Annotated in this window: 22 protein-coding genes; 13 read left to right on the forward strand and 9 right to left on the reverse strand. The window is 68.6% G+C overall.

Going from position 1 to position 19,067, the window contains the following annotated elements:
• Positions 1-10 precede the first annotated feature (10 nt).
• Entirely contained in the window at positions 11-256 is a 246-nt protein-coding gene (locus tag DDZ18_RS01745; RefSeq protein ID WP_109251629.1) for a DUF6489 family protein, read from the reverse strand.
• A 91-nt stretch (positions 257-347) separates the two neighbouring features.
• Here DDZ18_RS01745 and DDZ18_RS01750 point away from each other — a divergent pair, with 91 nt between their 5' ends.
• Positions 348-1,028, forward strand: coding sequence for a dienelactone hydrolase family protein (locus DDZ18_RS01750; protein WP_109251630.1), 681 nt, complete (start codon positions 348-350; stop codon positions 1,026-1,028).
• Between the two features lie 4 nt (positions 1,029-1,032).
• Positions 1,033-1,974, forward strand: coding sequence for a glycerophosphodiester phosphodiesterase family protein (locus DDZ18_RS01755; protein ID WP_109251631.1), 942 nt, complete (start codon positions 1,033-1,035; stop codon positions 1,972-1,974).
• Here the strand turns inward: DDZ18_RS01755 and DDZ18_RS01760 are convergent.
• The 6 genes from DDZ18_RS01760 to hemE all read right to left on the reverse strand — a co-directional run bounded on the left by DDZ18_RS01760 (position 1,971) and on the right by hemE (position 7,372).
• Complete coding sequence (locus tag DDZ18_RS01760; protein WP_109251632.1) at positions 1,971-2,483, reverse strand: RDD family protein; 513 nt, start codon at positions 2,481-2,483, stop codon at positions 1,971-1,973. The two genes, DDZ18_RS01755 and DDZ18_RS01760, sit on opposite strands and share 4 nt — an antisense overlap.
• A gap of 7 nt (positions 2,484-2,490) precedes the next feature.
• Positions 2,491-3,117, reverse strand: a complete 627-nt coding sequence (locus tag DDZ18_RS01765) for a glutathione S-transferase family protein (RefSeq protein ID WP_109252199.1) — start codon at positions 3,115-3,117, stop codon at positions 2,491-2,493.
• Between the two features lie 126 nt (positions 3,118-3,243).
• Positions 3,244-4,599 (reverse strand): transcription termination factor Rho, encoded by a 1,356-nt coding sequence (rho, locus tag DDZ18_RS01770; protein WP_408631527.1) that lies wholly within the window; start codon positions 4,597-4,599, stop codon positions 3,244-3,246.
• Between the two features lie 228 nt (positions 4,600-4,827).
• Positions 4,828-5,277 (reverse strand): protoporphyrinogen oxidase HemJ, encoded by a 450-nt coding sequence (gene hemJ / locus DDZ18_RS01775; RefSeq protein ID WP_109251633.1) that lies wholly within the window; start codon positions 5,275-5,277, stop codon positions 4,828-4,830.
• Positions 5,274-6,335 (reverse strand): ferrochelatase, encoded by a 1,062-nt coding sequence (gene hemH / locus DDZ18_RS01780; RefSeq protein ID WP_109251634.1) that lies wholly within the window; start codon positions 6,333-6,335, stop codon positions 5,274-5,276. Before hemH ends, hemJ begins: the two co-directional genes overlap by 4 nt.
• A 23-nt stretch (positions 6,336-6,358) precedes the next feature.
• Positions 6,359-7,372 carry a uroporphyrinogen decarboxylase gene (gene hemE, locus DDZ18_RS01785; protein ID WP_233245673.1) on the reverse strand — a complete coding sequence of 338 codons (1,014 nt, stop codon included), beginning with the start codon at positions 7,370-7,372 and terminating at the stop codon, positions 6,359-6,361.
• Positions 7,373-7,878: 506 nt separating this feature from the next.
• On the opposite strand from hemE, the gene DDZ18_RS01790 reads away from it, so the two are divergent.
• The 5 genes from DDZ18_RS01790 to dnaQ are packed head-to-tail and all read left to right on the forward strand — an operon-like array spanning position 7,879 to position 11,423.
• The gene (locus tag DDZ18_RS01790; RefSeq protein WP_109251636.1) at positions 7,879-8,709 is read left to right on the forward strand and encodes a pyruvate, water dikinase regulatory protein; all 831 of its coding nucleotides are present in this window, start codon (positions 7,879-7,881) and stop codon (positions 8,707-8,709) included.
• On the forward strand, positions 8,706-9,287 hold the full coding sequence (locus DDZ18_RS01795) for a Maf family protein (protein WP_109251637.1): 582 nt from the start codon (positions 8,706-8,708) through the stop codon (positions 9,285-9,287). Before DDZ18_RS01790 ends, DDZ18_RS01795 begins: the two co-directional genes overlap by 4 nt.
• On the forward strand, positions 9,284-10,123 hold the full coding sequence (gene aroE / locus DDZ18_RS01800) for a shikimate dehydrogenase (protein WP_109251638.1): 840 nt from the start codon (positions 9,284-9,286) through the stop codon (positions 10,121-10,123). Before DDZ18_RS01795 ends, aroE begins: the two co-directional genes overlap by 4 nt.
• Positions 10,120-10,713: a dephospho-CoA kinase gene (gene coaE / locus DDZ18_RS01805; RefSeq protein WP_109251639.1), complete on the forward strand. Its 594-nt coding sequence runs from the start codon at positions 10,120-10,122 to the stop codon at positions 10,711-10,713. Before aroE ends, coaE begins: the two co-directional genes overlap by 4 nt.
• Complete coding sequence (dnaQ, locus tag DDZ18_RS01810; protein WP_109251640.1) at positions 10,710-11,423, forward strand: DNA polymerase III subunit epsilon; 714 nt, start codon at positions 10,710-10,712, stop codon at positions 11,421-11,423. The genes coaE and dnaQ overlap by 4 nt, the downstream gene beginning before the upstream one ends.
• Before the next feature lie 14 nt (positions 11,424-11,437).
• Here the strand turns inward: dnaQ and secB are convergent, their stop codons facing one another.
• Positions 11,438-11,938, reverse strand: coding sequence for a protein-export chaperone SecB (gene secB / locus DDZ18_RS01815; protein WP_109251641.1), 501 nt, complete (start codon positions 11,936-11,938; stop codon positions 11,438-11,440).
• Positions 11,939-12,124: 186 nt separating this feature from the next.
• On the opposite strand from secB, the gene DDZ18_RS01820 reads away from it, so the two are divergent.
• The 3 genes from DDZ18_RS01820 to DDZ18_RS01830 are packed head-to-tail and all read left to right on the forward strand — an operon-like array spanning position 12,125 to position 14,542.
• A complete protein-coding gene (locus DDZ18_RS01820) occupies positions 12,125-12,787 on the forward strand; it encodes a Tim44/TimA family putative adaptor protein (protein ID WP_109251642.1) in 663 nt (220 codons plus the stop codon).
• Positions 12,735-13,973 (forward strand): murein transglycosylase A, encoded by a 1,239-nt coding sequence (gene mltA, locus DDZ18_RS01825; protein WP_109251643.1) that lies wholly within the window; start codon positions 12,735-12,737, stop codon positions 13,971-13,973. The genes DDZ18_RS01820 and mltA overlap by 53 nt, the downstream gene beginning before the upstream one ends.
• Positions 13,970-14,542, forward strand: coding sequence for a Smr/MutS family protein (locus DDZ18_RS01830; protein ID WP_158272035.1), 573 nt, complete (start codon positions 13,970-13,972; stop codon positions 14,540-14,542). Before mltA ends, DDZ18_RS01830 begins: the two co-directional genes overlap by 4 nt.
• A 3-nt stretch (positions 14,543-14,545) precedes the next feature.
• Here the strand turns inward: DDZ18_RS01830 and hslU are convergent, their stop codons facing one another.
• Complete coding sequence (gene hslU / locus DDZ18_RS01835) at positions 14,546-15,850, reverse strand: ATP-dependent protease ATPase subunit HslU (RefSeq protein WP_109251645.1); 1,305 nt, start codon at positions 15,848-15,850, stop codon at positions 14,546-14,548.
• 87 nt (positions 15,851-15,937) lie between these two features.
• Between hslU and DDZ18_RS01840 the strand changes: the two genes are divergently transcribed.
• The 3 genes from DDZ18_RS01840 (at position 15,938) to DDZ18_RS01850 (ending at position 19,067) form a co-directional block, all read left to right on the forward strand.
• Complete coding sequence (locus DDZ18_RS01840; protein WP_109251646.1) at positions 15,938-16,384, forward strand: VOC family protein; 447 nt, start codon at positions 15,938-15,940, stop codon at positions 16,382-16,384.
• Between the two features lie 84 nt (positions 16,385-16,468).
• Positions 16,469-17,710 (forward strand): hypothetical protein, encoded by a 1,242-nt coding sequence (locus DDZ18_RS01845; protein WP_109251647.1) that lies wholly within the window; start codon positions 16,469-16,471, stop codon positions 17,708-17,710.
• Between the two features lie 121 nt (positions 17,711-17,831).
• Positions 17,832-19,067, forward strand: coding sequence for a TadE/TadG family type IV pilus assembly protein (locus tag DDZ18_RS01850; RefSeq protein WP_109251648.1), 1,236 nt, complete (start codon positions 17,832-17,834; stop codon positions 19,065-19,067).

Genomic DNA, 19,067 nt, shown 5'->3' on the forward strand with positions numbered 1-19,067 from the left:
ACCCGCGGGCTTACTTCTTGGATTGTCCGCCGCCGGAGGCGGCCTCGCCCATCAGGCCCATGAAGTGCTTGCTCCACTCCCCGCCCATCGTCATCCAGGTGCGCATGAGCGTCTCGGGGTCGAGCGCGTCCATGTTCTCTTGCATGCGCCGGCTCATCTCCGAGACGAGCTGTTCGTTGAGCGCGGTGACGTCGGGCAGCCCGAAGAAGGCCCGCGCCTCGGTCGGCGTGCATTCGATATTGATGTTGACCTGCATGTTCGCCTCGTCTCAGCTTCGCCGCGTGCGGCCTGTCGAGGGACGAACTTAAGGGCCCGGCCCGTCCATCCCAAGCACTCAGGAGACCCCCATGTCCGGCAAGGAAGTCACCATCGCCGCCGAAGACGGCGACTTCGCCGCCTACCAGGCCGGCGAAGGCCCCGCCATCGTCGTCATCCAGGAGATCTTCGGCGTCAACGACGTCATGCGCGAACTTTGCGACGATCTCGCCGAGCAGGGTTATCTCGCCGTCTGCCCCGATCTCTTCTGGCGGCTCGAACCGGGCGTCCAGCTCACCGACAAGACCCAGGCCGAATGGGACAAGGCCTTTGAATTAATGGGGAAATTCAACCCAGACCAAGGCGTCGAGGACATCGCCGCGGTGATCGACTACGCCCGCCGGACCGGGACCGGCAAGGTCGGCGCGGTCGGCTACTGCCTCGGCGGGTTGCTGGCCTATCTCACCGCCTGCCGCACCGACTGCGACGCGACGGTGGGCTATTACGGCGTGAACATCGACAAGCATCTCGACGAGGCCGACCGCATCGAGAAGCCTCTCATGCTGCATATCGCCGGCCAGGACGAGTTCGTCGACACGGCCGCCCAGGAGAAGATGGTCGAGGGGCTGAAGGACAATCCCCACGTCACGCTGCATCGCTATCCCGAGCGCGACCACGCCTTCGCTCGACGCGGCGGCGCGCACTACGACGCCCGGGACGCCGAACTCGCCAATACGCGCACGCGCGCCTTCTTCCAGCAGAATCTGGGCTGAAGCCATGAGCATTCCGGGCGCGCGCAGCGTCATCGTCTGCGGACTCGTCGCCGCGCTCGGCGCGTGTTCTCCCGGCGAGAGCGGCGCGCCGGCGGACCCGCCCCGCGCCCAGCCCTGGCTCGACGGCGTCGATCTCGCCGCCTTTCTCGATTGCGCCCGGGAACAGGGCGCGACCCTCGTGTCGGCCCATCGCGCCGGGCCCCGGCCCGGCTACGCGGAGAACGCGATCTCGACCATGCTGGCCTCGGCCCGCGACGGGGCGGTCTTCGTCGAGATCGACGTCGCGCGCACCGCCGACGGCCGGCTCGTGCTCATGCATGACGACACGCTGGCGCGGACGACGACCGGCGAGGGGCGGGTCGCCGAGACCGACTGGAGCCGAATCCGGACGCTCTTGCTCACCGACGAGACCGGCGCCGCGCTCGAGGAATCCCCGCCCCTGCTCGCCGACGCGCTGGCGGCGCTCGACGGCGTCGCGATCGCCCAGCTCGACCCCAAGACGGATCGCATCGCCGAGATCGTCGCCGCGGTCATCGACGCCCAGGCCGTCGATCGCGTCCTGGTCATCGCCTATTCGCTCGACGATGCGATCGCGCTCCACCGGGCCGCTCCCGAGCTCATGCTGTCAGTGGGTCTCGATTCGATGCGCGAGCTCGAGCGGCTGCAGCGCGCCGGGGTCGATCTTTCCCGCATCGTCGCCTGGCTCGGCGCGGACGGCGGAGACGCCGTGCTCGACGCCGCGCTGGCCGAACGCGGCGTCGAGACGAGCTACGCCGATTTCGGCGCGGAGCGGGACGGGACGATCAATTACCGCGCGCTCTCCGCCGCGGGCGGCGAGATCCTCTCGATCGACGGCGTGGAAGCCGCCGCCGGCCGGCTCGACGCGCGCGAGAACGCCCGGCGCGTGCTCGCCGCCTGCCCGGCTGCGCAACCCTCCGCAGGCTAGGGCGCCGGGCTCCGGCGGGCGACTCGCCCGCCGATCAGCCGATCGTGAACCGCCCTGTGAGTGACGAGCACGAGCACGCCCTGGGCCGCCATTATCGACATCGCCGCCATCCACAGGACGAGACTTGGAGTCTCCGGCGGATCCACGAAGGGGCGCCCGGGAACGATCCATATTCCGATATGGGCGATCTCCCATGGCGCGAACTTGACCAGGTTGCGCGAGAGGGCGCGCGGAAATCCAAGCCCGGGCCCGGTTGCTCCGTATACGGTCAATCCAAGCAGCGCCTTGCCCGGCGTCCGCCCCCAACGCGCCTCGAGCACCGCGGCCGCCAGGACGACGGGAAGCGTGAAACCGGCCGTGACCGACGCGTATCGCATCCAGCGGTCAAGATCGCCGACCGGCGGGGCGACGGCCGTCACGGTCAGCCCCGCCAGCGCTCCGAAGGCGAGAATGATCAACCAGTCCGCCAGCAGCGCGACGGCCCTTCGCGTGATCCCGGCCGGAGCCACGACCGGATCAGTCCGCGCTCGCCTTAATCCACGCCTCTCGCGCCGTAATCCGCTTCCAGTAAGCCTGGACCGGCCCCGGCGCGTCGTCGAGCACGCGGAGAAGCTTGAGCAGAAAGAGCATGTAGCCGACCGAGATGTCGGCGGCGGTGAAGCGATCGCCGGCGAGATAGTCCGAATGCTTCAGCCCGCGCTCGGAGATCATGTTGAGATGCCGGTCGGCCTCGCGGCGGCCCCAACGCGCCATCGCCTCGATCCGATGCTCCTCCGGCAACAGCCAGGTATGGCCCAGCAGCATGTTGACCGGCGTGGTCATCGTGCCTTCGCCGAAATGCAGCCATTCGAGATAGCGCGGATATTCCGGCTCGTCGGGCAGCACGGCGAGCGGCGTCGGACCGTACTTGTTGACCAGGTATTCGAGGATCGCCACCGACTCGAGAATGACCGCGTCGCCGTCCATGAAGGCGGGGATCTTCTGCAGCGGATTGACCTCGCGATAGGACGGCCCGCCGACATCGCCGTGGGTGAAGGCGACGCGCTCCAGCCGATAGTCGAGCCCCATCTCCTCGAGCGCCCAGCGCGGGCGGATCGAGCGCGAGCGCGGCGCGTGATACAGCGTGAAGCGGGCGTCTGTCATGGCGGGCTCCGGATCGGCGGCGGACGTCATCAAAACCCTCGCGGGGACCCGCGCCAAGCCCTCCGGGCATGAAAAAGGGCCGGCGCCTTCGGGCGCCGGCCCTTCCAGTCCCCCGCAAGGCGGAGGCTATGCGTTCATGCTGTCGAAGAATTCGGCGTTGTTCTTCGTCTCCTTCATCTTGCCGATGAGGAACTCGATGGCGTCCTGGGGACCCATCGGGTTGAGGATCCGGCGCAGAACATAGGTCTTCTGCAGGTCGGTCTTGTCGACCAGCAGCTCTTCCTTCCGGGTGCCCGACTTGAGGATGTCGATCGCGGGGAAGACCCGCTTGTCGGCGACCTTGCGGTCGAGAACGATCTCCGAATTGCCGGTGCCCTTGAATTCCTCGAAGATCACCTCGTCCATGCGCGAGCCGGTGTCGATCAGCGCCGTGGCGATGATGGTCAGCGAACCGCCTTCCTCGATATTGCGCGCCGCGCCGAAGAAGCGCTTCGGCCGCTGCAGCGCGTTGGCGTCGACGCCGCCGGTGAGCACCTTGCCCGAGCTCGGCACGACGGTGTTGTAGGCGCGGCCCAGGCGCGTGATCGAATCCAGCAGGATGACGACGTCGCGCTTGTGCTCGACCAGGCGCTTGGCCTTCTCGATCACCATCTCGGCGACCTGGACGTGGCGGCTGGCGGGCTCGTCGAAGGTCGAGGCGATGACCTCGCCCTTCACCGTGCGCTGCATGTCGGTGACCTCCTCGGGGCGCTCGTCGATGAGCAGCACCATGAGGAAGCTTTCCGGGTGATTGGTCTCGATGGCGTGGGCGATGTTCTGCAGCAGCACCGTCTTGCCCGTCCGCGGCGGGGCGACGATCAGGCCGCGCTGGCCTTTGCCCAGCGGCGCGACGATGTCGATGATCCGGCCCGAGCGATCCTTCTTGGTGGGATCGTCGAGCTCCATGTTGAACCGGTCATCGGGATAGAGCGGCGTGAGATTGTCGAAGTGGACCTTGTGCTTGGCGTGGTCGGGCTCCTCGAAATTGATCGAGGCGACCTTGAGCAGGGCGAAGTACCGCTCGCCGTCGCGCGGGCTGCGGATCTCGCCCTCGACCGTGTCGCCGGTCCTCAGTCCGAATTTCCGGATCTGGCTCGGCGAGACATAGATGTCGTCCGGGCCGGGCAGGTAGTTCGACTCCGGCGATCGCAGGAAGCCGAAGCCGTCCTGAAGAACCTCCAGCGTGCCGCCGCCGTAGATCTCCGCGCCTTCCTCGGCGAGCGCCTTGAGGATGGCGAACATCATGCCCTGCTTGCGCAGCGACGAGGCGTTCTCGATGTCGAGGCTCTCGGCGAGCTGGAGCAGGTCGGCGGGCGACTTCTCCTTGAGCTCCTGGAGCGACATGCGGTCCGGGCCGCCGGCCTTGCGCTTGCGCGGCGCCTCGGTCTCGGCGTCGGTCTCGGTTTCGTCGGGCGTATCGCTCGTGTCGGTCGTGTCGGTCATCGGTGTGCTTGAACAGGTTGTGGAGAGAAAGGGTCGGATTCGCGCCGTGCCTCGTCCCCTCCGGGTCCGGCGCGAAAAGGCTCGATTCAGGCTCCCGCGTCATGGGCCGAGAGCTCTGATGTTTCAGCTTGGGAACCCGGGCGCGGCCTTCGGTCGAGGCGCCGCCGCGGGCGAGGGGTTGGAAAGTTCCAGAGGTCGGATAATCCGTGGCACAAGCACGGCGCGGCGTCAAGCGAACGGCTTCAACACCGCGAGTAGGACGATCACGATCACCATCACGGCGGGCGCCTCGTTCATGATGCGCCAGAAGCGCTCGGTGCGCGGACGCTCGCCGCGGGCGAAGCGCCGCCGCGCCCCGGCGTAGACGCCGTGAATCCCCGACAGGATCACGACCAGCAACAGCTTGGCGTGGAACCAGCCCGTCGAGAGCAGCGTCGGATTGGCGATCAGCATGAGAATCGCGAGCGTCCACACCGCGATCATCGCCGGATTGACGATGATGCGTAGCAGGTTGTGCTCCTGCTTGAGCAGCGCCGTCTCGAGCTCGCCGCCCGGCTCGGCCTGGTGGTGATAGACGAACAGGCGCGGCAGGTAGAGCATCCCCGCCATCCAGTAGATCACCGCGATGATGTGAAGCGCTTTCAGCCAGACATAGTGGGCGGCGAGGAAATCGATCATTCGGCGGCCTGGTCTCCCGCTTCCCCGGCCGCAGCTTCACGGCACGGGCATCGTCCGAATTCCGCCGGGCAGAAAATCTCGCCTTCGGGCGGCTTCAGGCCCAACGGACCGTCGAGCGCGCCGATTGTCAAATCCGCCAGGGCGTCGATGAACTGCCCGTCCGCGCCGAGCGCCGGCACGCGGGTATAGCCCGCCGCGCCGCGCTCGGCGGCCAGTTCGGCGTATTCCTCGTCGAGTTCGATCAGCGTCTCGATATGCTCCGACACGAAGGCGATCGGCGACAGGATGATGTGCTTGCCGTCCTTCGCGGCTTCGGCGACGGCGTCTTCCGTCGCCGGCTTGATCCACTCGAGCGGACCGACTTTCGACTGATAACAGGTCAGGTGATCGCTGATCTCCGGGAGCGCGGCCGTCACCGCCGCGACCGTCCGCTCGACCTGCCACTGGTAGGGATCGCCGCGCTTGATGGTGATCTCCGGCAGACCGTGCGCCGAATGCAGAACGCGCACATTCTCCGGCGCGCCGGCCTGTCGCCACGCCTCCCGGATCAGCCGGGCGTGCGCGGCGACGAAATCGGGCTGGGTCGGAAAGCAGCACACCGTGCGCGCCTCGCCCCCGCCGGCGTCCCGCCAGGCCTTGAGCGACGAGCCCGTCGTCGTGGTGGAGAATTGCGGATACAGCGGCAGAAGCACCACCTCGTCGGCACCCCAGGCCTTTACCTCGGCCACGGCGTCGCGGACGAACGGCTTCCAGTAGCGCATCGCCAGGAAACACCGCGCCTCGACGTCGTCAGTGCATTCGCCGATCGCTGACTCCAGGGCGCGCGCCTGCTTCTCCGTCTCGGGCACGATCGGCGAGCCGCCGCCCATCTTGGCGTAATCCTTCACCACCCGCGGCGCGCGCGTGGTCGAGATGAGCCAGGCGAGCATCTCGCGCACCGGAGCCGGCGCGTAGATGATCGCCGGATCGCGGAACAGATTGCGCAGGAAGGGCCGGACGCTTTTCTGATCGTCCGGTCCGCCCAGATTGAACAGGACGATCGCGATCTTGCGCGCCATCGAGCGCCTCCGCCTGGCTTCGATCAGCCCCCGCCGCGAACCCGCGTGACGAGGCGCGCCACATTCTCCGGCGGCACGTCGGGACTGATCCCGTGTCCGAGATTGAACACATAGGGCCGGTCCGACCATGCGGCGAGCAATCGGTCCGCCTCGCCGTCGAGCGCCGCGCCACCGGCCTTCAGCACCGCGGGATCGAGCTGGCCCTGAACCGGGATGTTCGCCGGCAGCGCCTTGCGCGCCCAGCCCGTGTCGAGGCCGTGATCGAGCGCGATCGCGTCGACGCCGGTCTCGGCGGCGTAGCGCGGATAGTGCGGCCCGCATCCCTTGGGAAACCCGATGATCGGCGCGGTCACGCCGGCCGCGCGCACCTGGTCGACGACGCGCCGCGTCGGGCGGATCACCACCCGGTCGAAAAGCGGATCCGGCAGGCCTTCGGCCCAGGAATCGAAAACCTTGAGCGCCTCGGCGCCCGACTGCGCCTGCATGACGAGATAGCGCGCCGTGGCGTCGGCGATCACTGCGAGCAGCTCGTCGAACGCCTCGGGTTGGGCCCAGGCCAACGAGCGCGCGGTCCAGCGATCCTTCGAACCGCCGCCCTCGACCATGTAGGTCGCCACCGTCCACGGCGCGCCGGCGAACCCGATCAGCGCGCAGGTTTCCGGCAGCGACGCGGCGACGCGCGACAGCGTCTCGCCCACCGGCGCGAGACGGGATTCGACGCTTTCCGGCTGAAGCGTGCCCGCGTCCGCCGGCGCGATCGGTTCGAGCTTCGGGCCCTCGCCCTTCACGAACCAGACTTTCTGGCCGAGCGCATGGGGGATGAGCAGGATGTCGGCGAACACGATCGCCGCATCGAAGCCGTAACGCCGGATCGGCTGCAGGGTCACTTCCGCCGCCGCTTCGGGATTGAGGCAGAAGCTGATGAAGTCGGGCTGAGTCGCGCGCACCTCGCGATATTCGGGCAGATAGCGGCCGGCCTGGCGCATCAGCCAGATCGGCGGCGGGTCGACGCGCTCGCCCGCGAGCGCTCGAAGCAAGGGTTTGTCGGAAGCTCCGGTCACTGCGCGCGCATCCTTTCCGGATGGGATTTCCCCGTTGGCCGAACCCCGGTCTTACCGACCTTTTCCTTGGAAAGGAAAGGGGGAGGGAGTCAGTAGGGCCGGGGGCTGCGTGGAAAAGCCGCCGTCTCCGACCGTACTCCCCGTAATCCGCAAGCTGGGGAAAACGCCGATGCGCTGTGCGCATGTCAGGCCGGGATCATGTGGCCGCCTTGGCGTTTACATTGATTGACAGGAAGTTAACGGCGCGATCCATGAGGAAAACGCCGGGGATGCCCGAACTGCGGCATCGCACCGCCAACAGGGAAGGGTCCGGCGTGCTCGCGGCGGGGATTGCGATGTTCAAACGAGGGCGCCGGCCGGGCGCCGATCGGGCGGCGCGGCCGGCCCGACAAATGTCCTGTCGGAAACGCGCCGGGTTATTCACACTGCGTCGACGCTGCGCTAGGCCTTCGAGACCCGCTCGCCCGATCCGGATCCCGCCCATGTCGCGCCAGGACTTCGACGTGCATTTCCATGTCCACATGATCTCCGACTCCACCGGCGAAACGCTGATGGAGGTGATGCGCGCCTCGGCCGCCCAGTTCGAACAGGCTCATCCGATCGAGCATCTCTTCGCGCTGGTGCGTTCGGAGCGTCAGCTCGAACGCGCCATGGCCCATGTCGAGGATTATCCCGGCATCGTCATGTTCACGATGGTCAACGCCGATCTGCGTCGCCGGCTGGAAGATCGCTGCGCGGAGCGCGGCATCCCCGCCATCGCGGTGCTCGATCCGATCCAGGCGACGCTGTCGAGCTATCTCGGCGCGCCGATGCGCGGCCGCGCCGGCGCCCAGCGGGCGCTGGATGCGGACTATTACCGCCGCATCGAGGCGATGAACTACTCGATGGCCCACGATGACGGCCAGGGCGACGACCTGCCCGGCGCCGACGTCATCCTCTTGGGCATCAGCCGCACCTCGAAGACGCCGACGAGCATCTATCTCGGCCATCGCGGCATCCGCACCGCCAACATCCCGATCGTGCCCGGCTCGCCGCTGCCCGACATCCTGTTCGAACTCGAGGAGCCGCTCATCGTCGGGCTGACCGCGTCTCCCGAGCGCATCATCCAGATCCGCCGCAACCGGTTGATCAACCTCAAGGAAGGCCGCGATACAGGCTATGTCGACGAGGCCGCGGTCCGCGAGGAGGTCGTCTACGCCAAGCGCCTGTTCGCGCGCCAGGGCTGGCCGTCCATCGACGTGACGCGCCGCTCGATCGAGGAGACCGCCGCGAAAGTGATCAACCTGCTCAACGAGCACAGGGGCGAGGCATGAGCTTCATCCTGGCGTCCGGCTCGGCCTCGCGGCGCGCCATCCTCGAGAACGCCGGCCTCGATTTCGAGATCGATCCCGCCGATGTCGACGAGGACGCCCTGAAGACGGGCTATTCCGGCGATATCGGCGCGCTCGCGGTGCGTCTCGGAGAGGAGAAGGCGCTGGCCGTCTCGCGCCGTCGCGAGGGACTGGTCCTGGGCGCCGATCAGGTGCTCGAGTTCGAGGGCCGCCTGTTCGACAAGGCCCGGTCCGCCGAGGAGGCCGAGGCGCGTCTTCGGGAGCTGCGCGGCCGCACGCACTGGCTCAAGGGCGGAGTCGCGGCCGCCGTCGGCGGCGAGATCGTGTGGCGCCACGAGAGCGCCTGCCGGATGGTGATGCGCGATTTCTCCGACGCCTTCCTCGCCGATTATGTCGCCCGCGCCGGCGACATGCTCACCAGCAGCGTCGGCGGGTACGCCTATGAAGGCCTCGGCGCGCAGCTGTTCAGCGAGGTCGAAGGCGACTATTTCGCCGTGCTCGGCCTGCCGCTCCTGCCGGTTCTGGGAATGCTGCGCGATCACGGCGCGGCGCCGGCATGAGCCGCGCGCCGGGGCGTCCCACCGCGGCGGGCGTCGCGGGCTGGCCGGTGGCGCACTCGCTTTCGCCGACCATGATGAACGCCTGGCTCGAGGCCGCCGGCATTCCCGCCCGCTACGCCGCCTTCGAGGTCTCCCCGGACCAGTTCGAACAGACGGCGCGCGCCCTGCCGGGTCTCGGCGTGCGGGGGATCAACATCACCCTGCCGCACAAGGAGGCCGCGCTCGCGCTCGCCGATGCGGCCAGCGAAACCGCCCGGCGGATCGGCGCGGCGAATGTTCTTCTCACGACGGCCGAAGGCGGACTCTTCGCCGACAACACCGATGTCGCCGGCGTGCGCGCCGCGCTCGGCGAGGGCGGAGATGCGGGCGCAGGTCCGGCGGTTCTGATCGGGGCGGGCGGCGCGGCGCGCGCGGCGCTGGCGGTTCTGGCCGGGACCGATCGCGAGATCCGGATCGTCAACCGCACGCCGGCCCGCGCCCGGACGCTGGCCGACGCTTTCGGAGTGGATGCGGTGATTTACGAGTCCGCCGGCGCCGAAGCGCTCGCCGACGCGGCCCTGATCATCAACGCCACCTCGCTGGGGATGACCGGTCAGCCGACGCTCGGCATCGCGCTCGACGCCGCGGCGCCGGACGCGCTGGTGTTCGACATGGTCTATGATCCGCTCGAGACGCCGCTTCTGGCGGCGGCGCGGGCAAGCGGCCGGCGCGCGGTCGACGGGCTGGCCATGCTGATCGGTCAGGCGCGGCCCAGCTTCGAGGCCTTCTTTGGCGCCGCGCCGCCGGATATCGATATCCGCGCCCGGCTGGTCGAAGAGCTGGAGGCGCGGCGATGATCGTCATCGGACTGACCGGCTCGATCGGGATGGGCAAGTCGACGACGGCCAAGCTGCTCGCCGACGAGGGCGCGCGCGTGTTCGACGCCGACGCCGTGGTCGCCTCGCTTTACGCCTCGGGCGGCGCGGCGGTGGAGCCCGTCGAGGCCGCCTTCCCCGGCTGCGTCGTTGACGGCGCGGTGGATCGCGACCGGCTGACCGCGGCGCTGCACGACGATCCCGTCGGCTTCGAGAGGCTGGAGCGCATCGTCCATCCGCTGGTCGCCGAGGCGCGGTCGCGCTTTCTCGAAGCTGCGCGGGCCGACGGCGTGCGCTTCGTCGTCATGGACGCGCCCCTGCTTTTCGAGGCGGATCTGCACGATGCCGTTGATGTCGTGATGGTGGTCAGCGCGCCCGAAGCGGTGCAGCGTGACCGCGTGCTGGCCCGGCCGGGGATGACGCCGGAGAAGCTCGACGCCATCCTTGCGCGGCAGCTTCCCGATGCGGAGAAACGGCGTCGGGCCGATTATGTGATCGACACGTCGAAGGGCGTCGAGGACGCGCGCGCCCAGGTGCGCGCGGCGCTGAAGGACATGGAGCAGACGGGATGACGCGCGAGATCATATTCGACACCGAGACGACGGGGCTCGATCCGCTGTCCGGAGACCGGATCACCGAGATCGGCTGCGTCGAGGTCGAGGGGCTGATCCCGACCGGGCGTGAATTCCGCAAGTTGATCAATCCCGAGCGCGACATCCCCGCCGAGGTCACCGAGGTGACCGGTCACACCCGCGAGATGCTCGAGAACGAGCCGGTCTTCGCCGAGATCGTCGACGAGTTCCTCGCCTTCGTCGGCGACGCGCCGCTGGTCGCCCACAACGCGCCCTTCGACCGGGGCTTCATCAACATGGAGCTGGAGCGCTGCGGCCGGCCGGCCATCGCCGACGACCGCTTCAAGGACACCGCGGCGATGGCGCGCGAGCGTTTTCCGGGCGCGCCGGCGAGCCTCGACGCGTTGTGCAAGCGCTTCGACATCTCGCTCGACAGCCGGACCAAGCACGGCGCGCTGATCGACGCCTACCTGCTGGCCGAAGTCTATCTTGAGCTGCACGGGGGCCGGGAGCGTCGGCTGGAGTTCGCCGGCGGCGCGGCGGCGGGCGCGAAGGTGGAGTTCCCCGCGCGGCCGCCGCGCCCGGAGCCGCTGGCGCCGAGATCGACGCCGGAGGAACGCGCCGCGCACGCCGAGTTCGTCGCGGAGATGGAAACCAGTGTCTGGGTCGAACTCGGCGTGATCGAGGTTGCGCCGCGGGTCGACGAATAGGAGTCGCGGCCCGCCTACGCCTCGCCGCCGGCGGGGGCGTCTCCGCCCTCGCCCTGCTGCTGCCTCGCCAGCCGCTGACGGTACAGCGCGGCGAAATCCACCGGCTCGAGCATCAGCGGCGGGAAGCCGCCGTCGCGCGTGGCGTCGGCCAGGATGCGCCGGGCGAACGGGAACAGGATGCGCGGGCACTCGATCAGCAGGAAGGCGTCGCGGGCGCGCTCGTCGATATTGCGGATGTGGAACAGGCCCGCATAGACGAGCTCGGCGATGAACATCGTCGTGTCCTGACGTCCCGCCTTGGCAGAGAGGTGGAGCTCGACCTCGTAGTGATCCTCGCCGAGGCCGCGGGCGCGCACGTCGATCGCCATGTCGATCTCGGGCTGACCGCTGCTGCGCAGCGTATCCGGCGCGCCGGGGTTCTCGAAGGACAGGTCCTTGATGTACTGGCCGACGACGCGCACCTGCGGCGGCTGCACGTCGGCGTTCGGGTCGGAGCTTTCGGGCGCGTCGGTCATGGCGGTCTCGTCGGTGATGCGAGCCGGCGTCGGCTGGCGAGTGATTTCGGAACGGCCGGGCGGGTAACACGCCCCGCGCACGGCGGCAAGCGCGCCGGCGGCGTGCAGGCCCGGGCTGACGCCGCGGCCTGTCTTGCCTATATGTAGTCGCTGAAGCGGCATTGCGAGCAAGGACCCGCGCCGACGATGGAACTTCTCCAGATACTTTTCTTCGCCGGCCTGGCCGTGTTTCTCGCCGTGCGGCTCTACCTGACGCTGGGGCGTCCCACCGGCCGCTCCCCGGAAGAGCATGCGCGCGAACGCCGCGCCGCGCAGGGCCAGGCGCGCCCGGCCCCGGGCGCGCCGGCGCCGACTGCGGATCTCGGCGGAGAGACGGCGCGCGCGCCGGTGTTCTCCGGCCCGGCCGCCGACGGCCTGTCGGCGATCGCCGCGGCGGATCCGGGCTTCGATCCCGAAGGCTTCGTCGAGGGCGCCCGCAAGGCCTACCAGATGATCGTCGAGAACTACGCGAAGGGGGATCGCGACGCGCTGCGTCCGCTGCTGTCCGAGCGGGTCTTCGCGCGCTGGAGCGAGGCGATGGACAAGCGCGATGCGGCCGGCGAAACCCAGACCACCGAGGTCGAGCGGATCAAGGCCGCCGAGATCGTTGAAGCTTCCCTTAACGAAAGCCGGGCCAGGGTGAAGATCCGATTCACTGCGGAGCTGGCGACGGAAACGCGCGACACGGATGGCGCGGTCGTCGCCGGCGACCTCAACACCCTCGACACCGTGGACGAGATCTGGAGCTTTGAACGCGATGTCGCCGATCCCGATCCGAACTGGCTCCTCGCCGCGGTCAAGCCGGTCTAGCCTCGCCGCCCTGCTCTGTCTCGTCGCGCTTTCGGCCTGCACGACGGCGCCGCCGGCCGCGCCGCCCGCGCCGGAACCGGCCGCGGCCCGGCTCGATCTCGATCGCGTCGATTTCGCCGCGCTGCCCGGTTGGGACGGCCACGATCCGCGCCCGGCGCTCGTCGCGCTGGCGCGCAGCTGCGCGCGGATCGACGCCCGGCCCGACGCCGAACTCCTCAATCCGAACGCGCCCTGGGCGGGCCGCGCCGGCGACTGGCGCGAGGTCTGCCTGCAGGCCTCGATGCTGCAGTTCGCCGACATGACGGCCGACGGCGCACGCGCATTTTTTGAACGAACGTTCACACCATTCGAGATTTCGGGCACGGGTCGGCTGACGGGATACTACGAGCCGACGATCCCCGTGCGGGCCCGCCCCGAGGACGAATTCTCGATGGCGATCCGGGCGCGTCCGGATGATCTTCTGACTGGCGATCTGGGTCAGTTCATCGCCGGTCTCGAGGGCCGCAGGATCGTTGGGTATGCGACAGAACGAACGTTCGAGCCATACCGGACGCGCGCCGAGATCGAGGCGCAGGACCTCGGCGTGCCGCTCGCCTGGGGCCGGCCCGTCGACGTCTTCTTCCTGCAGATCCAGGGCTCGGGCCGGCTGGTCTATCCCGACGGTTCGCAGGCGCGCGCCCAGTTCGCCGCGCATAACGGCCGGCCCTATGTCTCCATCGGGCGGGTGCTGATCGAGCGCGGCGAACTGTCCGAGCACGACGCGTCCAAGGACGATATCGAAGCCTGGCTGAACGCGCGCGGGCCGGAGGCCTGGACGCCGCTGTTCAACGAGAATCCGCGCTATGTCTTCTTCAATCTCGAACCGCTGACCGACCCGGACCTGGGGCCGCTGGGCGGGCAGGGCGCGCCGCTCACGCCGATGGCGAGCCTCGCCGTCGATCCCCGGCATCACGCCTGGGGCGCGCCGGTCTATCTCTCCGCGACGCTGCCCGGCGAGCCCGACTGGTCGGGCCTGGTGATCGCCCAGGACGCCGGCGGCGCGATCGAGGGACCGCTGCGCGGCGATCTCTTCTTCGGATGGGGCGAGGAGGCCGGATACCGGGCCGGCCGGCAGAACGCGACCGACGCCCGCTGGCGGGTGTTTCTGCCCAGGCCCGTCGCCGCCCGGCTCGCCGACAGTTCATGAGCCGCCGCCCGTCGCGCCCGCTGCGCCCCGAGGAGCGCGAGCTCTGGCGGCGCGTGGCGAGCACGGTGAAGCCGCTCGACCAGAGCCGCCGCGAGCGCCTGGCGTCGCCGTCTGATGCAGCGCCGGCCGAGCCCCGGCATGAATCCGCGCCCCGCGGCGACGCGTCGGCGGCGGCGATGCGCGCGGCTTCGGCGCCGAAGGCGCCGGCCGATCGCGGCGGCGAGAAACGCGTCCGGCGCGGCCGCGTCGAGGTCGAGGCCCGACTCGATCTGCACGGGCTCACCGAGGCGCGCGCCCGGCGCGACCTGCTCGGCTTTCTCGCCCGCGCCCGTTCGAACGGCATGAGGACCGTGCTGGTGATCACCGGAAAGGGCGCGGGCGCGCGCGCGCTCGACCGGCGCCGCCACGAACCGTGGGATCCCGAGGCGTCGCCGCTTCCCGGCGTGCTGCGGCGCGCGTTCACGCGCTGGATGGCCGAGCCGGACTTCGCCGAGCTGGCGTCGGGCTACGCCACCGCCCATCGCCGCCACGGCGGAAGCGGGGCGTTCTACGTCATGCTCAGGCGATAAGCGCTAGAGAATGAATTTCGACAGGTCGGCGTCCTTGGCGAGCGCCTCGACGCGATCCTTCACGTAGTCGGCGTCGATGGTGATCGTCTCGCCGGACCGGTCGGAGGCGGTGTAGCTGATCTCCTCGACCAGCCGCTCCATGATCGTCTGCAGGCGGCGCGCGCCGATATTCTCGACGCTGGAATTGACCTCGGCGGCGTAGTCGGCGATCGCGGTGATCGCCGATTCCTGGAAGTCGAGCGCGACGTCCTCGGTCTTCATAAGCGCGACATACTGGGTCACCAGGCTCGCTTCCGGCTCGGTCAGGATGGCGCGGAAATCCTCGCGCGTGAGCGCCTTGAGCTCGACGCGGATGGGCAGCCGGCCCTGCAGCTCAGGCAGGAGATCGCTCGGCTTGGTGACGTGGAAGGCGCCCGAGGCGATGAACAGGACGTGGTCGGTCTTCACCGGCCCGTACTTGGTGGCCACCGTGGCGCCTTCGATCAGCGGCAGCAGGTCGCGCTGGACGCCCTCGCGGGAGACGTCGGCGCCGCGGCCCTCGGCGCGCGCGGCGATCTTGTCGAGCTCGTCGAGGAAGACGATGCCCTCCTCCTGGGCGAGCTTGATCGCCTCCTGCTGGATGTGGCTGTCGTCGATGAGCTTGTCGGATTCCTCCTCGATGAGCGGGTCGTAGGCCTCGCGGACGGTGGTGCGCACCGTCTTGCGCTTCTGGCCCAACCCCTTTCCGAGCAGTTCCGACAGATTGATCATGCCCACCCCGCCGGGCATGCCGGGAATGTCGAGGCCCTGCATCGGCGAGGTCTCCTCGGCGAGCTCGATCTCGATCTCCTTGTCGTCGAGTTCGCCGGCGAGAAGCTTCTTGCGGAAGCTTTCGCGCGTCGCCGAGCCCGCGCCGGGTCCGACCAGGGCGTCGAGCACGCGCTCCTCGGCGGCGCCCTGCGCCTTGGCGCGGACCTCCTCGCGCTTGCGGTCGCGGACGATGCCGATCGAGACCTCGACGAGATCGCGGGCGATCGAATCCACGTCGCGGCCGACATAGCCGACTTCGGTGAACTTGGTCGCCTCGACCTTGAGGAAGGGCGCCCCGGCGAGCTTGGCCAGGCGCCGCGAGATCTCGGTCTTGCCCACGCCGGTCGGGCCGATCATCAGGATGTTCTTCGGCGTGACCTCCTCGCGGAGTTCCTCCGGCAGGCGCTTGCGCCGCCAGCGGTTTCTCAGCGCGATGGCGACGGCCTTCTTGGCGTCGTGCTGGCCGATGATGTGACGGTCGAGCTCGTGGACGATCTCGCGGGGAGAGAAGTCGGTCATGGATATCGCGGTCGGATGATTGCCGGACGGAGCGCCTCATGTAGGCTGAGCGGCGCTGCGAAGAAAGCCCGCAACGGAAATTCGCCCATGGCCCGCCCCCGATTCCATCTCGCCTTTCCCGTTCACGACCTCGCCGCCGCGCGACGCTTCTACGGCGAAACGCTGGGCTGCCGGGAGGGCCGCTCGAGCGAACGCTGGGTCGATTTCGACTTTCACGGCCACCAGATCGTCGCCCATCTCGCGCCCGACGAATGCGACCACGCCGCGACCAGTCCGGTCGACGGTCACGACGTCCCGGTGCGTCATTTCGGGCTGATCCTCGACTGGGAGGACTGGGAGAGCCTCGCCGTAACGCTCACCGATGCGGGCTGCGATTTTATCGTCGAGCCCTATGTGCGCTTCGAAAATCAGCCCGGCGAGCAGGCGACGATGTTCGTCCGCGACCCCAGCGGCAATGCGCTGGAATTCAAGGCGTTCCGGGACGAGTCGATGATCTTCGCGACGGAGGCGCCCGCCGCCAGCGGCGCAGGGTAAATTTCTCGGAAACCACGTTTCCTAACAAAGACTTAAACTGACGGCGCGACCCTCGGGACAGTCTGCCCTCGAAGGGTGCGCGTCATGTTTCGATCCATCTGCGAGCTTGCTCGCAAATTTCCGGCCAGCGTTCAGGGCCACGCCGCGATCATCACCGCGCTGGCCGCGCCGGTGCTCGTCGGCTCGGCCGGCCTCGGGATCGAGGCTGGGCTCTGGTTCTACCAGCAGCGCGTCGCCCAGATGGCCGCCGACGTCTCGGCGTACGCCGGCGCGGCCGCCGCGCGGGCGGGAGAAAACGAGAGCGCGATCCAGGCCGCCGCGCAGGAGGAGGCCGGCCGTCACGGCTACGACGCCGCGCTCGGCTCCCTGACGGTCAATCATCCGCCCACCTCCGGCTGGAACCAGAACGTGCGCTCGGTCGAGGTGATCCTCGACCAGACCCACCCCCGACTTCTGTCTTCGCTGTTCCTGAACAACGACGTCACGATGAGCGTGCGCGCCGTGGCGACCTTCCAGGAGCCCGGACCGGCCTGCATCCTGGCGCTCGACCAGTTCGATTCCGACGCCCTGACCTTCACGGGCAGCTCGGCGGCAACGCTCACCGACTGCGAGCTGATGTCGAACTCGATCGCGAGCGACGCGCTGACCGTCGAGGGCTCGGGCACGGTGACCACCACCTGCGCCAACGCCGTGGGCGAGGTCGAGGCGACGGCCAATCTCTCCATGACCGAGTGCGACGAGCCGCGCGAGAACCTGCCCCCGGCGCCGGACCCCTACGAAGACCTGCCCGCGCCCGCCATCCCGTCGGGTTGCAGGTCGGTGCCCGGCGCGGCGAACCAGGTCCAGACCATCCAGCCGGGGCACTATTGCAACGGCATGAACATCCACAACAGCGTCGACATGGAGCCCGGCGTCTACGTCCTGTCCGACGACCTGGTCATCAACGGCGGCGCCAGCGTGGTCGGCGACGGGGTGACCATCTATTTGCGCAACAACGCCAATGTCCGGATGAACGGCACCGGCTATGTCGATCTGACCGCTCCGATGAGCGGGACCTACGCCGGCGTGGTCTTTTTCGGCGACCGCAACAACGGCTCGGCGGTCGACGCGATCTTCAACGGCACCGCCGACTCCAGCCTCGAAGGCGCGCTCTACTTCCCGAACCAGGAAGTCCAGATGAACGGCGACTTCACGGGTTCGGGCGGCTGCACGCGGATCGTCGCGCGCTGGGTCGATGTCAGCGGCAACACCAGCTTCGACTCCAACTGCTCGAACTCCAGCATCGACACGATCGACGTGCCGGGCCTCATCCAGTTGACGGAGTAGGAGGCGCAATCATGCCCGGAATCCGACGCGCCGTTGCTAACGAAATCCTAACTATATGTTCTAACAGCGCCTTAACCGAAGCGTGCGCATACTCCCGTCAGAATAGTCGGGTGGTGCGCCAATGCGGAACGCATTCGAAATCTTCAGGCGGTTCGTCGCCGAACGCCGCGGCCACGCCGCGATCATCACCGCGCTCGCCGCGCCGGTGCTGGTCGGGTCGGCGGGACTCGGCGTTGAGGCGGGCTACTGGTTCTACAAGCAGCGGGTGGCGCAGATGAGCGCCGACATCGCGGCATATTCCGGCGCCGTGGCGGCGCGATCGGGCGGCGACAGCCTCAACGCCGTCGTCCAGGAGGAAGCCGCGCGCCACGGCTTCGACGCCTCGATCGGCGCGCTGACGATCAACAATCCGCCGACGGGCGGTCCGAACCAGCACAACCGCGCCGTCGAGGTCCGGATCGACCAGACCTATCCGCGCCTGTTCTCGGCGCTGTTCCTCGATTCCGACGTCACCATCAGCGTGCGCGCGGTGGCCCTGTTCCAGGAGCCCGGCGAGGCCTGCATCCTGGCGCTCGAGCAGTTCGAATCCGACGCCATGATCTTCACCGGCAACTCCAACGCCTCGCTGACGGACTGCCAGCTCATGTCGAATTCGATCGCGTCGGATGCGCTGAGCGTTCAGGGGTCGGGCACGGTGACGACGACCTGCGCCACCGCTGTCGGCGGCGTGGACGCGACCGCCAATCTCACCCTGACCGACTGCTCCGAGCCGCGCGAGAACGCGCCCCCGGCGCCGGATCCCTATGAAAGCCTTCCCGCCCCGTCGATCCCGGGGGGCTGCACGAATGTTCCCGGCGGACCGCCGCATCAGCCCAAGACGGTCACTCCGGGTCATTATTGCGGCGGTCTCGACCTGCGCGGCGACATCACGATGGAGCCGGGCGTCTACGTCGTTTCGGGCGACGTCACCGCCAATGGAAACTCGAATATCGTCGGCGACGGCGTGACGATCTACGTGCGCAATAACGGCCGGGTGCGGATGAACGGCACGGCGACGGTGGATCTCACCGCGCCGAGTTCCGGAACCTATGCCGGCGTGCTCTTTTTCGGCGACCGCAACAACGGATCGGCGGTCGACGCGATCTTCAACGGCACGGCGGACTCGAGCCTCGAGGGCGTGCTCTATTTTCCGAACCAGGAAGTGATGATGCGCGGCGATTTCAACGGCTCGGCCGGCTGCACGCGGGTCATCTCGCGCTGGGTCGATGTCAGCGGCAACACAAGCTTCGACTCGAATTGCGCCAACGCGTCCATCCCCACGGTCGACGTTCCCGGCCTCGTCCAGCTGGTGGAATAG

This window comes from Marinicauda salina (assembly GCF_003122085.1).
In the GTDB taxonomy this organism is placed as follows: domain Bacteria; phylum Pseudomonadota; class Alphaproteobacteria; order Caulobacterales; family Maricaulaceae; genus Maricicauda_A; species Maricicauda_A salina.